The following is a 14346-nucleotide window of genomic DNA, read 5'->3' as shown; positions in this document are numbered from 1 at the left end:
ACGCCAAATGATTCCATTTTGGCTGCAAAATGCTCTAAGGGAAGTTGGCCATTCGGTGCAATCGCCACCTTGGCGCAACGGCCGCCGGCGGGCCTTGTTTCACCCCACCGCGCGTGCCGCCGCCCGTCCGGCACTGCGGCCGGAAAAGATGCAGCCGCCGAGAAACGTGCCTTCGAGCGCCGCATAGCCGTGCATGCCGCCGCCGCCGAAACCGGCGGCCTCGCCCGCCGCGTACAGCCCCTCGACTGGTTGGCCGCCGGCGCCCAGCACGCGGCTGTCGAGGTCAGTCTCCAGCCCACCGAGCGTCTTGCGGGTCAAGATGCTGAGCCTGACGGCAATCAGCGGGCCATTGGCGGGATCGAGCAGCTTGTGCGGCCTAGCCGTGCGGATCAGCCGGTCGCCGAAATAGGCTCGCGCGCCGCGCAACGCAGTAATCTGCATGTCCTTGGAGAACGGATTGTCGAGCTGCCGGTCGCGGGCGCGGATTTCGCGCTCAACCTGCGCCAGTTCGAGCAGCGGCTCGCCGCCGGCCACTGCGTTCATGCGGGCGACCAGCGCCGGCAAATCAGGCTCGACGATGAAATCCTCGCCCTTCTCCATGAACGCCTTGACCGGCGCGGGCACGCCGCTGGTGGCGCGGCCGAGCACCTGGCGCCAGCTCTTCCCCGTCAGATCGGGGTTCTGCTCGGAGCCCGACAGCGCGAACTCCTTCTGGATGATCTTTTTGGTCAGGATGAACCAGGAATGATCGAAGCCGGTGCTCATGATGTGGCTGAGCGTGGCCAACGTGTCGAAGCCGGGATAGAGCGGGACCGGCAGGCGCTTGCCGCGCGCATCGAGCCACAGCGATGACGGGCCGGGCAGGATGCGGATCGCATGATCGGTCCAGATCGGTGCCCAGTTCCTGACGCCCTCGACATAGTGCCACATGCGGTCGCGGTTGATCAGCCGGCCGCCGGCGGCTTCGGCGATCGCCAGCATGCGGCCGTCGACATGATCGGGAACGCCAGTGATCATGCGTTTCGGCGGCGCGCCCATCCGCTTCGGCCAATTCTCCCGGACCAGCTGGTGATTGGCGCCGATGCCGCCGGAGGCGACGATGACGGCCTGCGCCTTCAGCTCGAAATCGCCGGTGATCTCGCGCGAGCTCTTGCGGCCGCGCTCGGCATCGCTCGCCGCCAATAGGTCGCCGCGCACGCCGTCGACGACGCCGCCCGTCCGCGTCAATTCGTTGACCCGGTGACGGAATTTGAAGCGGATCAGCCCGCGCTTCTCGGCCTCGCGTACGCGCTGCGCGAACGGTTCGAGCACGCCAGGGCCGGTGCCCCAGGTGATGTGGAAGCGCGGCACCGAATTGCCGTGGCCGACGGCATTGCCGCCGCCGCGCTCGGCCCAGCCGACCACCGGAAAGAATTTCAGGCCGCGCTGCATGAGCCAGGAGCGCTTCTCGCCGGCGGCGAAGCCGAGATAGGCCTCGGCCCAGCGGCGCGGCCAGAGATCTTCCGTGCGGTCGAAGGCTGCGGTGCCCAGCCAGTCCTCGAGCGCCAGCTCATACGAATCGCGGATGCGCATGCGCCGTTGTTCGGGCGAATCGACAAGGAAGATGCCGCCGAGCGACCAGAATGCCTGGCCGCCAAGCGACTGTTCCGGCTCCTGCTCGACGATGATGGTCTTCTTGCCGGCCGCAGTCAGTTCGGCCGCAGCGACAAGGCCGGTAAGGCCGGCGCCGACAATGATCACATCCGCATCGTCGGACATCTATTTGGCCATGATCTTGTCCAAAAACCGGTCCCCACTTTTTGGGATCATGGCCGGCCTAGACTGTTTCCCAGCCTTCCTTCTCGCCGGCGCGGAAGATGGCATCGATGACCTTCTGGTTGAGCACCGATTCTTCCAGAGTGAAGACGCGGTCCTTGCCGCCCTGGGCCGCCCGCGCAAAGGCCTCGACTTCCAGCCGGTATTGCTGCGTGCCGGGAAAGCGGAACACCTGCGCCTCGCTGTGGTTCTGGTTGTGCAGCTCGACGCGGTGATGGTCGTAGAGCCCGGCGTTGAACGGTGAGAACACCTCGATGAAGCCCTTCTCGCCGTGCAAGACCATCACCTGGCGTGCCGCCATCTGCGTCGACAGGTAAAACGACAGCTCGAAGTCGCCGAAATCGGCGCGGATCGAGGAATAGATGTCGGTGCCGAATGTCTTGTCGCGCTCGATCGTCGCCTGGACGCGCAGAGGCTCCTTGCCGGTCGAAAAGCGCGTCGATACCGTCGGATAGACGCCGATGTCGGGCAGCGCGCCGCCGCCGAGATCGAGCTTGTTGCGCATGTTGTTGGGGTCGACATTGTAATAGGAGAACGCGCCCTGGACATGGCGCAGCCGGCCGATGGCGCCGTTGGCGATCAGCTCGCGCACCTTGATCCACTGCGGATGGTAGACGACCATGAAGGCTTCGCAGACCAGCACCTTCCTGGCATCGCGCAGCTTGATCAGCGGCGGAATGTCCTTGGCATCGAGCGCCAGCGGTTTTTCGACCAGGACATGCTTGCCGGCCTCGATCGCCTTGGCCGTCCATTCGACATGCTGCGAGGTCGGCAGCGGAATGTAGACGCCGTCGATGTCGCTGGAGGCGAGCAGCTCCTCATAGGAGCCGAACGCGTGGCGCGCACCGAAGCGTTCGCCCAGCGCCCGCGCTTTCGACAGATCGCGGCTGGCAATCGCGGACAGCACGCCGTTCTCCGCCTCGACGATTGCCGGCAAAAGCTGCTCGCGGCCGATCTTGGCCGTCGACAAAACACCCCATCGGAACATCAAATTTCTCCTCTCGATTGCAGGCCTGGAGGTTTGCCCTAATTCAGGAGAAAAGCCAATGCGGGAGCATGGCGGCGAACAGGGCGATCATCTGCGGCTTGTCCGGATGCCCGCGCTGCCCTGGCGGAACCTGCAAAGGCTATCCCCTTCTACCCGTCAGCGTCATGTCGAAGTCGACGACGTTGGAATAAATCGGCGTGCCGACATCCATGCCGTAGCGCGACCGCAGCACCTTGCCGGTGACGTGGAATTTTATCGTGCCCGCCTTGAGGCCACCGAGATCGGCTGTGAACTTTTCCTGAAAGGTCTTGCCGCGCGCCGTCAGCCTGCCGGTAACCAGGGCTGACGTGTCGCCGGTGCGTTTGACGCTGGTCGAACGGAACTGGATCTCCGGATTGTCGGCGGCGTCGAAGACCGCGTCCGAGCGAAGAAAGGCATCGATGCGGCTTTGGCCGGTGCCGACGCTTTCGGGGAAGATGGTGAAATTGACCTGGGACCGGCCGACATCGCTGTTGTCGATGAGGATACTGCCCTTGAAGCGGGCGAAGGCACCGTCGAGCCCGCCGCCGCCGAGCTTGCCGATGGAGAAGTGGATGCTGGAACTCCCCGGGCGGATGATGTAGCTGCCGGCCGCGTCGCCGAGGGCAACGGCGGCGAAAACAGGCATGGCAATACAAGCGGCGGCGGCCGCAAATCCGAAGATGCGCGCGTACATGGAAATGGTCCTCTTGGCAGGCAACGCTTTCTTGCGTCCTCGCCCCATCAACGAATGAGCCGTCCGCTCTATTCCCTGTCGTGATGTGACGAAGCCGTGATCATGCGCGTCAGCACGGTATCCCTCAGCCAGAAATGATGGCGCAGCGCTGCGGCGAGATGCAAAGCGACAAGTCCGATGCCGGCATAGGCGAGATACCAGTGCGTCGCTGCCCAGAAGCTTTCTGCCGTGTCCGATTCACCGAGCGGCAGATTGGGCATGACGAACAGATTGAACGGCACGCTCGGGATCTCCAGCACCGAGACCGAGACCAGCGCCCAGCCGGACAACGGCAGAGCGAGCTGAAACGCATAAAGCGCGAGATGGACCAGCGGCGCCGCACGGCGCTCGAAAGGCCCGACCGAGCGCGGCAGCGATGGGGCCGGTCTGCCTAGGCGCCAGGCGATGCGCAGGATGACCAGTCCAAGCAGCAGGAAGCCGAAGGATTTATGCAGCTGGATCAGCTCGAAGGCGGTGCGCTGGCTGGACAGCCGCACCATGACGAAGCCGAGCACGAACTGGCCGATAAAGAGCGCCGCGATCAGCCAGTGAAGGATGATCGCCGTCCAGCCGTAGCCGGCCGTCTGGTTTTTGGGCAGTGCTGACATGGTCGGTGAACGAATGCCAGGTCGGCTTTCTTCCACCTCTCCCTTGTGGGGAGGGTTGGCTTACTCGCCGACCTTGAAAAAATCGACAAAGGCCCTGAGCGCCGGCCGCATCTGGCGGCGGCTGGGGTAATAGACGAAGAAGCCGTCGAAGCGCGGGCACCAGTCCTCCAGCACGCGAACGAGCTTGCCGGCGGCGAGCGCGGCGCGGACATAGTCCTCGAACACGAAGGCGAGCCCGGCGCCGTCAACCGCGGCATTGGCAATCAGATGGTCCTCGTCGAGGATCAGCGGCCCTTGCACCGCTATCTCGATCTCCTCGCCGTTTTGCTCGAATTCCCAGCGGTAGAGAATGCCGCTGGAGAAGCGGAAGCGGATGCAGCGGTAAGCGGCGAGATCGCGCGGATGCTGCGGCTTGGGCACGGTCTCGAAGTAGGCTGGCGCGCCGACCACGGCGCCGCGAAGGTCTGGTCCGATGCGCACCGCGATCATGTCGCGCTGCAGGCTCTCGCCCAGTCGCACACCGGCATCGAAGCCGCCCTCGACGACGTCGGTGAAGCGGTCCTCGATGACGATCTCCAGCACGATGTCGGGATAGGCAGCCGCAAAGGCGCTGAGCCTCGGCGTCAGCGCCAGGTGGGCCGCGGTGCGCGGCACGGTCAGCCGGAGATTGCCGGCCGGCCGGTCGCGCGCCTCGATCGCCGATTCCAGCGCCAGGTCGATTTCCGACAGCGCCGGCCTGAGGCGCTCGAGCAGTTGCGCGCCCTCCTCGGTCGGAGCGACGCTGCGCGTGCTGCGCGCCAGCAGGCGAACGCCAAGACACGCTTCCAGGCTGGACACCGCATAGCTGACCGCCGATGGCGCGATCGCCAGCTCCTTGGCGGCGCCGCGAAAACTGCCGCATTGGGCGACCGTTGCCAGTACCGCGAGCTGTGAAAGATGGGTTCGCTTCATTGATCTATTTCTTGGAACAGCCCGTGCAAATGAGAGCCGATTATCGAACGCAGGGCAAGACGCTATCTCTGCGGCATCACAACCATCACAACAAGGAGACACGTGATGCAAACCCGCAAGCTTGGCAATGAACTTGACGTCTACCCGGTCGGCCTCGGCTGCATGGGGATGAGCTTTGCCTATGGTGGCCAGCCGGAGGCGGAGGCGATTGCCACGCTGCGCCATGCCGTCGAGATCGGGGTCAATTTCTTCGACACGGCCGAGGTCTATGGCCCTTACGAGAACGAAATCCTGGTCGGCAAGGCGCTGAAGCCGGTGCGTGACAAGGTGACGATCGCAACCAAATTCGGCTTCAAGATCCTCGAAGAAGGCAGCGGCATGGAGCGCATGGCCGGTGTCGATAGCCGCCCGGAGCATGTCAAGGCGGTGGCCGAAGCGTCATTGAAGCGGTTGGATACGGAGGTGATCGATCTCTATTACCAGCACCGCGTCGACCCCAACGTGCCGATCGAGGATACGGTCGGCGCCATGGCCGAGCTGGTGCGCGAGGGCAAGGTGCGGGCGCTCGGCCTGTCGGAGGCGAGTGCGGCGACCATCCGCCGGGCGCATGCCGTGCACCCGATCGCCGCCGTGCAGAGCGAGTATTCACTGTGGAGCCGCGATCCGGAGGGGGAAGTGTTTGCCGTCTGCCGCGAGCTCGGCATCGGCTTTGTCCCGTATAGCCCGCTCGGCCGCGGCCTGCTCACCGGCACGATCGCCAAGCCCGATGTTCTCGGCGCCGACGACTGGCGCCGCGGGTTGCCGCGCTTCCAGGCCGACGCCATGGCGGCCAATGCGGCGGTCGTCGCCGTGCTGGAAAAGATGGCCGCCGGGAAGGGCGTGACGCCGGCGCAGCTGGCGCTCGCCTGGGTGCTGCATCAGGGCGACTTCATTGTCCCGATCCCTGGTGCCCGCAAGATCCGACATCTCGAACAGAATACGGCGGCAGCCGATATCGTACTGAGCCAGGCCGAGGTGGCATCCATCGGCGACGCCCTGTCGCCGGAAAAGGTGGTCGGCAAGCGCTATACCGAGGAGCTGCTGGCGCTGGTCAACGGGTGAACGGCAATCGACGGCGCAATCGAAACGGGGCGTTTCGGCACCCCTTTTTGACTAATACGGTGCGATGCAAAGCGTTGTGAGACCTCGGCGCGAGGCACCCCCTCTGTCCTGCCGGACATCTCCCCCTCAAGGGGGGAGATTGGCAGTTCCCGCGCCCTCCCCGCCCTTCCGGCGCCGGTGATTGGCGAAAGCCGAGGCGACATCCGATCTCCCCCCTTGAGGGGGAGATGCCCGGCAGGGCAGAGGGGGGGTGCCTCGCGCCGACATTTCCTACCAAGGCACGACACTGATCTCCGGCCAGTTCTCCCTGGCACGCGCGCCCTTCATCTCGTGCGTCTGCCGATTATCCAGTGCACGGTTCGGGGTAACGCGAAACGAGAAGATGTCGTCGAGCCCGAACGGCGCCACGAGCGCGAGTTGCCCATCGATGCCGAATCTAACGCCGACCGCATGGGTTTTCGAAGCGAAATAGGACAGCGCCTCGGCGGACGACGACAGTCTGGGATAGGAACCGCCAAAGCGCGCCTCAAACCACAGATGCACCCGCGCCTGGTTGCGCACTTCGACCGGCAGCGTCAGTCCTTCGAACTGCTTCGCCGCCCGGCGGATGACCGTGTCCTCGGCTTCATAGGACAGATCGCTCTCATCGAAATAGAACAGGTCGACATCCCGGATGCCGTACCCCGAGGGCTTTCCGGTCAGATGATTCCAGACGCTGTTGTAAAGCGCGCCTGAGACGACCAGCCAGTCCGGCAGGCCTAGCACCCGTACCCGCGACAGCGTCTCACCGACCAGCGGATCGGCTGAGACGATATCGAGAAAGACTGCACGCTGTTCCTCGAAGGGCAGCCCTGAATAGCGCAGATGGTCCATCGCCCTTTGGAGGGCGATTCGTCACCTGCCGGCAACCCCTCTAGATCCTCAGCGCGCCATCCGTTGTGCAATTATCGGAAAGGGCGTCGTGACGCCCATTTCTGCAGGCTAGTTTCCCTCTCGCCCAAGGCTCATTGTTCGGTCGGTCTCGGACCAGAAGACTGGCTCCTCGATTGACGGCCATTCTTCGCCGTACACAAAGCCTTCGATCGCATCTAGCTTTCCTTCAATCTCATCGAAGAACAGCACCATGCCGCAAAGAAGCTGGTCAGGTCCAACGCACGCTACCCGAAGCGAACTGAACACTCGACTCTCAAAGCGCAATTCCGGGGGAACCGATGAGGCAACGATTGTGGTCATGAACCCTACAGGATCGCGGCTGCGGTCTTTGACTTTCAGCGCACGCATCATGTCAGGAGAAACGCCGGCGGAACGGCAGAACTCCTTGACGAAAAACACTTCCAGCGGGGTCAGGTGCATTTAGCTCAGCGGCAGAACGGACAGCGTTTCATTGGCGCTTGTACATCACGTCCGTTCGGATGACGTACTTGCGCCCCGACAGCACCTCGTCGCCGCGATGCTCGATCGGATGGTAGAACGCCAGTGCCATTCCTTTCTTCGGCTTCACCAGAAGACTGCTACCGGCATAGCCCGGCACCTCGCCGCGAAACGAGGTTCCTCCCCCTTCAAATCCATCTGGTAGATAAATCATGAACGTGAACTGACTGCGCTCCAAGGCGTGGCGCTCGAAATAGCCGTCATGGTGCCAATCGAACTTCTGGCCCGGCCCATAGCGATAGAAACGGAAACGCTCATTCAGCCCGGTCAAGCGCCAGTCGCCGAGACCACGATAGAGCAGAGGCCGCGCCCGTGCGAAGAGCAAATCCGCAAGGTCCTCGTCATCGAAGACAACCCGGTCGTTATTGCGAAGCTCCTTCAGGACGGTGGCGCCGCCGGAGCTGTTCACCTTGGCCGCCTCGAAACCGTGCCGTTCACTGTCAGCGATCAGATCGGCGCATTCCTGGTCATCCAAGAAGCCGTCGATCGTCCCGATGTGAGTTGCCAGCCAGGTGATGGAGAGTTTGCTGGTGTGAACCATCATCGCATCCGTTCTAGGTTCTGAGCACGCCGCCGGTCTGCTTGCCGACATTCTCGACGATGCGCTTGGCCAGCGCCTCGAAATCGTCGTCGGTCAGCGTCTTTTCGACCGGCTGGATCGACACTTCGATAGCGATCGATTTCTTCGCCGCGCCGAGCGCTGCACCCTCGAAAACATCGAACACCGAGACGCCGGAAATCAGCTTTCGGTCGGCGGCAAGGGCGGCGCGAACGAGTGTGCCGGCTTCGACCGCCTTGTCGACGACGAAGGCGAAATCGCGCTTGACCGCCTGGAAGGCGGACAGATCCAGCCTCGGCTTTGTTCGCGTCGGCTTGGCCTTCGGCTCAGGCACGGTATCGATGAACACTTCGAAGCCGCAGAGCGGGCCGGAGACGTCCAGCCCCTCCAGCGTCTTCGGGTGGAACTCGCCAAACGTGCCAAGGATTACCTTCGGCCCAAGCTTGATCGTGCCGGAGCGGCCGGGATGATACCAGGCCGGGCCGCCAGCCTCGATCTGCAGCCGCTCGACCGGCGCGCCGCAGGCTTCGAGTGCTGCGATCGCATCGGCCTTGGCATCGAAGACGCCGACGGCGCCGGCATTGCCGGCCCAATGGCGGCCGGAGCCCTCGAGCCTGGCGGTGCCGCGCCGCACGCCGGCGGCAACACGCCGCTGCTGGTCGGCGCCGTCGCCCTCGTAAGTGCCCGACACTTCGAACAGCGCGACATCGCCGATGCCCCTGTCGGCATTGCGCTGTGCTGCCGCAATCAGCCCCGGCAGCAGCGACGGCCGCATGTCCGACATATCGGCGGCGATCGGGTTGGCAAGCTTCAGCGCCTGCTGGCCGCCGCCGAACAATTCGGCGTGTTTTGCCGGAACGAACGACCAGGTGACGGCCTCCATCATGCCGCGCACGGCAAGCGCCCGCTTGGCGGCGCGGGTGCGGATCTGCAGCACAGTCAGGATCCTGGCGTTGACCGCATCGTGCGAACCAAGCGGCTGCGGCGCGATATTGTCGACGCCGTGGATGCGCATGACCTCCTCGACCAGGTCGGCCTTGCCGTCGACATCCGGCCGCCAGGACGGGACCGCCACATTGACGACATCGCCCGTGCCCTCCGGCTTGAAGCCGAGGCGGGCTAGAATGTCGAGGCTCGTCGCGCGCGGCACTTCGATGCCGGTCAGCCGCTTCACTTCCGACAATGGGAACGAGACGATCTTCGGCTGATGGCCGGCATAGCCGACGACTTCGGTTTGCGCCGGCGTACCGCCGCAGAAATCGAGCACCAGCTTCGTCGCCAGCTCCAAGCCGGGAACCATCATTTCCGGGTCGACGCCGCGCTCAAACCGATAGCGCGCGTCGGTGATGATGCCGAGCGTGCGGCCGGTGCGGGCGGTGGTGATCGGGTCCCAAAGCGCCGACTCGATCAGCACGTCGGTGGTGTTCTCGTCGCAGCCGGAATGCTCGCCGCCCATGATGCCGGCAATCGATTCGATGCCGTCCTGGTCGGCGATGACGCACATCTCCGGCGTCAGCGTGTATTCGCGGCCGTCGAGCGACAGCACCTTTTCGCCATCACGCGCCCGGCGCACGGCGAGATTGCCGGTGACCTTCGCAGCGTCGAAGACATGCAGCGGCCGGCCGCGGTCGAAGGTGACGTAATTGGTGATATCGACGAGCGCGCTGATCGGCCTCAAGCCGATGGCGAGAAGCCTTTGCTGCAGCCATTTCGGCGACGGTCCGTTCTTGACGCCGCGCACCAGGCGCAGCGCAAAGCCGGGACAGAGCTCCGGCGCTTCGATCGTCACCTTGACCGGCGTCTCGCCCTTGCCGGGGATCGGCTCTATCGGCGCGCTCTTCAGCGTGCCGAGCCCGCTCGCCGCCAGATCGCGGGCGATGCCATGGACACTGGTCGCATCCGGCCGGTTCGGCGTCAGATTGATCTCGATCAGCGGATCATCGAGATGGGCATAGGCGGCGAAGCTGGTGCCGACCGGCGCATCGGCCGGAAGGTCGATGATGCCGTCATGCTCCTCGGACAATTCGAGCTCGCGCTCGGAGCACATCATGCCGTGGCTTTCAACGCCGCGGATCTTGCCGACGGTCAGCGTCACGTCGATGCCGGGAATATAAGTGCCCGGTGCTGCAAAGGCGCCGATCAGGCCCGCGCGGGCGTTCGGCGCTCCACACACGACCTGCACCGGCGGCTTGCCGTCGCCGGTGTCGACGGTCAGCACGCGAAGCCGGTCGGCGTCGGGATGCTGGACCGCCGTCAGCACCTTGGCAATGACGAAGGGGGCCAGGCTCGCCCGGTCGTCGACATGCTCGACCTCGAGGCCGATCGAGGTGAGACGCTCGACGATTTCCGCCAGCGAGGCGTCGGTCTCGAGATGATCCTTGAGCCAGGAGAGGGTGAGTTTCATGACTGTGTTCCGTCTGGTCTGGGCACGCTGCACTTGAAGCTATGCGGCCGCGCGTCGGACATGTGCAGGAAGGCGAGCTGCCCGCGGATTTGCTGCGGCCCGGTCGTCACGCGCTCAAGCCCCCGAACAGCGTCGGCATGTCAAGCGGCCTAAAACCGTAATGCGACAGCCAGCGCACATCGGCGTCGAAGAAGGCGCGCAGATCCGGCATGCCGTATTTCAACATGGCGATGCGGTCGATGCCCATGCCCCAGGCGAAGCCCTGGTATTCGTCGGGATCGAGCCCGCCGTAACGGAGCACATTGGGGTGGACCATGCCGCAGCCGAGGATCTCCATCCAGTCCGAGCCCTCGCCGAAGCGCACCTCGCCGGGCCGCGAACGGTCGCACTGGATGTCGACCTCGAGGCTGGGCTCGGTGAACGGGAAGAAGGACGGCCGGAAGCGCATCTTGACGCTCGGCACTTCGAAGAAGGCCTTGCAGAACTCCTCCAGCACCCATTTCATGTTGGCGACGTTGGCCGATTTGTCGATCACCAGCCCCTCGACCTGATGGAACATCGGCGAGTGGGTGGCATCGGAATCCTGCCGGTAGGTCTTGCCGGGAATGACGATGCGGATCGGCGGCTTCTGCATCTCCATGGTGCGGATCTGCACCGGCGAGGTGTGGGTGCGCAAAAGCTTGCGCTCGCCCTGCGCGTCCGGCTGGAAGAAGAAGGTGTCGTGCATCTCGCGCGCCGGGTGGCCTTCCGGGAAGTTCAGCGAGGTGAAATTGTAATAGTCGGTCTCGATGTCCGGACCTTCGGCGATGGCAAAGCCGAGATCGCCGAAAATCGCCGCGATCTCGTCGATAACCTGGCTGATCGGATGGATGCGGCCGCGCTCGGCCGGCGATTGCCTGACCGGCAAGCTGACGTCGACCTTCTCGGCGGCAAGCCGTGCCGTGATCGCCACATCTTTCAGCTCGGCGCGGCGCGCCGAAAGTGCCTCGGTGACGCGGTTCTTGAGGCCGTTGATTGCCGGGCCTTTGACCTGTCGCTCCTCGGCGCTCATCGAGCCGAGTGTCTTCAGCATCTCGGAAACCGAGCCCTTCTTGCCAAGGGCAGAGACACGCACCGCCTCGATCGCCTGCTCGTCGGCGGCCGAGGCGATCTCGGCCATCAGGGAATTTTCGAGAGTTTCCATGTCACTCATGTTCCAGATCCGATTGGAAGCAAAGAAAAACCCGCGCCAGCCCTGCCAGCGCGGGTTTCCCAAATCAAGTGTCGAATAGCTTGGGAAGCGCTGGTCTTAAGCGACAGCGCTTTCAAAAGCATTCGGCGTGGTATTCTTCAGGTATTCGAGCGCGACCTTGGCCTTGGCCACGAGTGCGGCGAAGGCCTGCGGCTCGTGGATGGCCATGTCCGACAGGATCTTGCGATCGATCTCGATGCCGGCCTTGTTGAGACCGTCGATGAAACGGCCGTAGGTCAGGCCATGCTCATGCGTCGCCGCATTGATGCGCTGGATCCACAGCGCGCGGAACGAGCGCTTGCGGTTCTTGCGGTCGCGATAGGCGTACTGCAGCGACTTTTCCACCGCCTGCTTGGCGATGCGGATGGTGTTCTTGCGACGGCCGTAAAAACCCTTGGCGGCTTTCAGGACCTTCTTGTGCTTGGCGTGCGAGGTGACGCCTCTCTTTACGCGTGCCATGTCATGATCTCCTTAAAAGCAATTCCAGGAAAAGTGCCTGGCGGTTTTCCGTTCGGAATTGCGTAAAACAAATGCGTGCCCAGACCGAATGCTCTTATTTTGGCGCATGATGTTTCCAAAAAGTCTGCAACTTTTTGGCATCATGCCCTAGAGGCCGTTCGGCAGAAAATTCTTGATGACCTTCTTGCCATCCGGTTCAGCCAGAACCATCGTGCCGCGGGCATTTCGAATGAACTTGTTGGAACGCTTGATCATGCCGTGACGCTTGCCGGCCGCAGCCGACAGAACTTTACCCGTACCTGTGATCTTGAACCGCTTCTTGGCGGCCGATTTGGTCTTCATCTTGGGCATTTTGCTACTCCGTTTATATGCGCACCAATGCGCTTTTTGTTCGCTTCAGGCCGACCAAAGCCCGAAAAGCAAATGAAACCGCCACGGCATGCCCTGCCGGGCGGTTTTTTGGGAACGGCGGTCCTATACGTCAAAGCGGGCTGGCGCGCAACACCCCGTGCCCAGCAACACTGTACTCAGCAACACTGCACTCAGGGGAAACGGAACAGCACCGGCAATATGCCGGACTGCTGGGCGCCGTCGATCAGTTCGAAAGCCGGCAAGGCAACCAGGAAGACCAGACCGTCCAGCAGCGTGGTTCGCAGCAGGCGCGGCTTGAAGCTGCCGGTGTCGCCTTCCTGATACAGCGATAGTTTCGGGAAGAAGCGCGGCACTTTCGCCAGGTAGGCCTGGTATGGCGCGCCGAGAACCTGCTTGAGGAATTTCTCCTCGCGCAGGATAACGATGTAAAAGGCACCCGCGCAGAGCGCTCCAAAGCCGATCGTGGCGGAGATGGAGCCGATCTGTGCGCCGACACCGGCGGCAGCTAAAGTGGAGAAAAGGTAGAGTGGGTTGCGCGTAATCGAATACGGTCCGCCGGTCACCACTTCTGAGGATTTGCGTCCACCGATGTAGAGCGTCGACCACAAGCGTCCGACGACGCCGAGAAAGATCAGCACGACGCCGACCATTTCGATCGTTTCATGCACTGGCGTATCGGGCGGGAAAACCGACTGGCCGAACAGCAGCGCCGCAAACATCACCACGATCAGAACGGCAAGTACCATCCTGCGCGTGTGCTGATAGCTGCCCAGTCCATATCTGGCTTCCGAATGCTTGACTTCATTGACCATGTCGGGAATCCGATCGTCGAGGGAACCAGAGCGTCTTTGCTCTCGCCGGCGATCGCAGCGTCTGGCCAAGAAAACAGGCGCCCCGCCGATCGCCGGGACGCCTTGCAACATGATTCAGGCGGATTTTATGCACGTCGCCCAAAAGTGCGCAGCGGTTTTGCGACAACGACATGCACAAAACAGAACTAAAGCGCAACGCGCTTTAGCGGGGCGCCAGCACCATCATCATCTGGCGGCCTTCGAGCTTCGGTTCGGCTTCGACCTTGGCGATGGGCGCCACTTCCTCGCGAACCTTGTTCAGAAGCTGCATGCCGAGTTCCATATGCGCCATCTCGCGACCGCGGAAGCGCAATGTCAGCTTGACCTTGTCGCCTTCCTCGAAAAAGCGCCGGACGGCCTTCATCTTGGTCTCATAGTCGTGGCTGTCGATGTTCGGGCGCATCTTGATCTCCTTGATCTCGATGACCTTCTGGTTCTTGCGCGCCTCGGCCGCCTTCTTCTGGTTGGCGTATTTCAGCTTGCCGAGATCGAGGATCTTTACGACGGGCGGCACTGCATTGGGCGATATCTCGACCAGATCGAGCCCCGCCTCTTCGGCGAGCAGCAATGCATCGTTGATGGAGACATCGCCGCGGTTCTGGCCTTCGGCGTCGATTAGCTGGACCCGGGGAACCCGGATGTCACGGTTGGAGCGCGGGCCTTCCTTGGTGGGCGCCGCTGCTTTGAAAGGTCTGCGAATGGTCGTGGTCTCCTTGAGCCGTTTCGTTAAGGGGTTCTTCAGTTCAGAATTGCGAACGCGCAATGTGGTGAGCGCGCGGTCGGAGTCAATAGCACAGCATTCTCAGGAAATCACCTGCTCGA

At 63.1% G+C, this 14346-nt stretch carries 15 protein-coding genes; 1 reads left to right on the top strand and 14 read right to left on the bottom strand.

The features are described from left to right. Window positions 1-99: 99 nt before the first annotated feature. The 5 genes from NKI25_RS03420 to NKI25_RS03400 all read right to left on the bottom strand — a co-directional run bounded on the left by NKI25_RS03420 (window position 100) and on the right by NKI25_RS03400 (window position 5116). Window positions 100-1758, bottom strand: a complete 1659-nt coding sequence (locus NKI25_RS03420; protein WP_352998180.1) for an FAD-binding dehydrogenase — start codon at window positions 1756-1758, stop codon at window positions 100-102. A 58-nt stretch (window positions 1759-1816) separates the two neighbouring features. Then, a complete protein-coding gene (locus NKI25_RS03415) occupies window positions 1817-2803 on the bottom strand; it encodes a Gfo/Idh/MocA family protein (protein ID WP_352590821.1) in 987 nt (328 codons plus the stop codon). Window positions 2804-2942: 139 nt separating this feature from the next. Beyond that, on the bottom strand, window positions 2943-3518 hold the full coding sequence (locus NKI25_RS03410; RefSeq protein WP_023677583.1) for a YceI family protein: 576 nt from the start codon (window positions 3516-3518) through the stop codon (window positions 2943-2945). A gap of 68 nt (window positions 3519-3586) precedes the next feature. Next, window positions 3587-4165 (bottom strand): cytochrome b, encoded by a 579-nt coding sequence (locus NKI25_RS03405; protein WP_352619378.1) that lies wholly within the window; start codon window positions 4163-4165, stop codon window positions 3587-3589. 60 nt (window positions 4166-4225) lie between these two features. Beyond that, window positions 4226-5116 (bottom strand): LysR family transcriptional regulator, encoded by an 891-nt coding sequence (locus tag NKI25_RS03400; protein ID WP_023677581.1) that lies wholly within the window; start codon window positions 5114-5116, stop codon window positions 4226-4228. 105 nt (window positions 5117-5221) lie between these two features. On the opposite strand from NKI25_RS03400, the gene NKI25_RS03395 reads away from it, so the two are divergent. After that, window positions 5222-6217 carry an aldo/keto reductase gene (locus NKI25_RS03395; protein WP_023677580.1) on the top strand — a complete coding sequence of 332 codons (996 nt, stop codon included), beginning with the start codon at window positions 5222-5224 and terminating at the stop codon, window positions 6215-6217. Window positions 6218-6487: 270 nt separating this feature from the next. On the opposite strand, the gene NKI25_RS03390 is transcribed toward NKI25_RS03395, so the two are convergent. The 9 genes from NKI25_RS03390 to infC form a co-directional block, all read right to left on the bottom strand. After that, window positions 6488-7090: a nucleotidyltransferase family protein gene (locus NKI25_RS03390; RefSeq protein WP_023677579.1), complete on the bottom strand. Its 603-nt coding sequence runs from the start codon at window positions 7088-7090 to the stop codon at window positions 6488-6490. Between the two features lie 108 nt (window positions 7091-7198). Next, a complete protein-coding gene (locus NKI25_RS03385) occupies window positions 7199-7570 on the bottom strand; it encodes a hypothetical protein (protein ID WP_352590815.1) in 372 nt (123 codons plus the stop codon). A 28-nt stretch (window positions 7571-7598) separates the two neighbouring features. After that, window positions 7599-8192: a prolyl hydroxylase family protein gene (locus NKI25_RS03380; RefSeq protein ID WP_352998179.1), complete on the bottom strand. Its 594-nt coding sequence runs from the start codon at window positions 8190-8192 to the stop codon at window positions 7599-7601. 10 nt (window positions 8193-8202) lie between these two features. Continuing rightward, window positions 8203-10611 carry a phenylalanine--tRNA ligase subunit beta gene (gene pheT / locus NKI25_RS03375; RefSeq protein WP_023677576.1) on the bottom strand — a complete coding sequence of 803 codons (2409 nt, stop codon included), beginning with the start codon at window positions 10609-10611 and terminating at the stop codon, window positions 8203-8205. Between the two features lie 106 nt (window positions 10612-10717). Beyond that, window positions 10718-11803 carry a phenylalanine--tRNA ligase subunit alpha gene (pheS, locus tag NKI25_RS03370; RefSeq protein ID WP_352663440.1) on the bottom strand — a complete coding sequence of 362 codons (1086 nt, stop codon included), beginning with the start codon at window positions 11801-11803 and terminating at the stop codon, window positions 10718-10720. Between the two features lie 96 nt (window positions 11804-11899). After that, the gene (rplT, locus tag NKI25_RS03365) at window positions 11900-12301 is read right to left on the bottom strand and encodes a 50S ribosomal protein L20 (protein ID WP_006201247.1); all 402 of its coding nucleotides are present in this window, start codon (window positions 12299-12301) and stop codon (window positions 11900-11902) included. Window positions 12302-12448: 147 nt separating this feature from the next. Continuing rightward, a complete protein-coding gene (gene rpmI, locus NKI25_RS03360; protein WP_006201248.1) occupies window positions 12449-12652 on the bottom strand; it encodes a 50S ribosomal protein L35 in 204 nt (67 codons plus the stop codon). A 191-nt stretch (window positions 12653-12843) separates the two neighbouring features. Beyond that, a complete protein-coding gene (locus tag NKI25_RS03355) occupies window positions 12844-13485 on the bottom strand; it encodes a methyltransferase family protein (RefSeq protein WP_352697215.1) in 642 nt (213 codons plus the stop codon). Between the two features lie 202 nt (window positions 13486-13687). Beyond that, window positions 13688-14224: a translation initiation factor IF-3 gene (gene infC / locus NKI25_RS03350; protein WP_023677573.1), complete on the bottom strand. Its 537-nt coding sequence runs from the start codon at window positions 14222-14224 to the stop codon at window positions 13688-13690. Window positions 14225-14346: the final 122 nt, after the last annotated feature.

The sequence above is a fragment of the Mesorhizobium sp. M0808 genome, assembly GCF_040320025.1.
GTDB lineage: Bacteria > Pseudomonadota > Alphaproteobacteria > Rhizobiales > Rhizobiaceae > Mesorhizobium.
The sequence above is the reverse complement of the archived record's forward strand: the minus strand, read 5'-3'. Positions and strand labels throughout refer to the sequence as shown.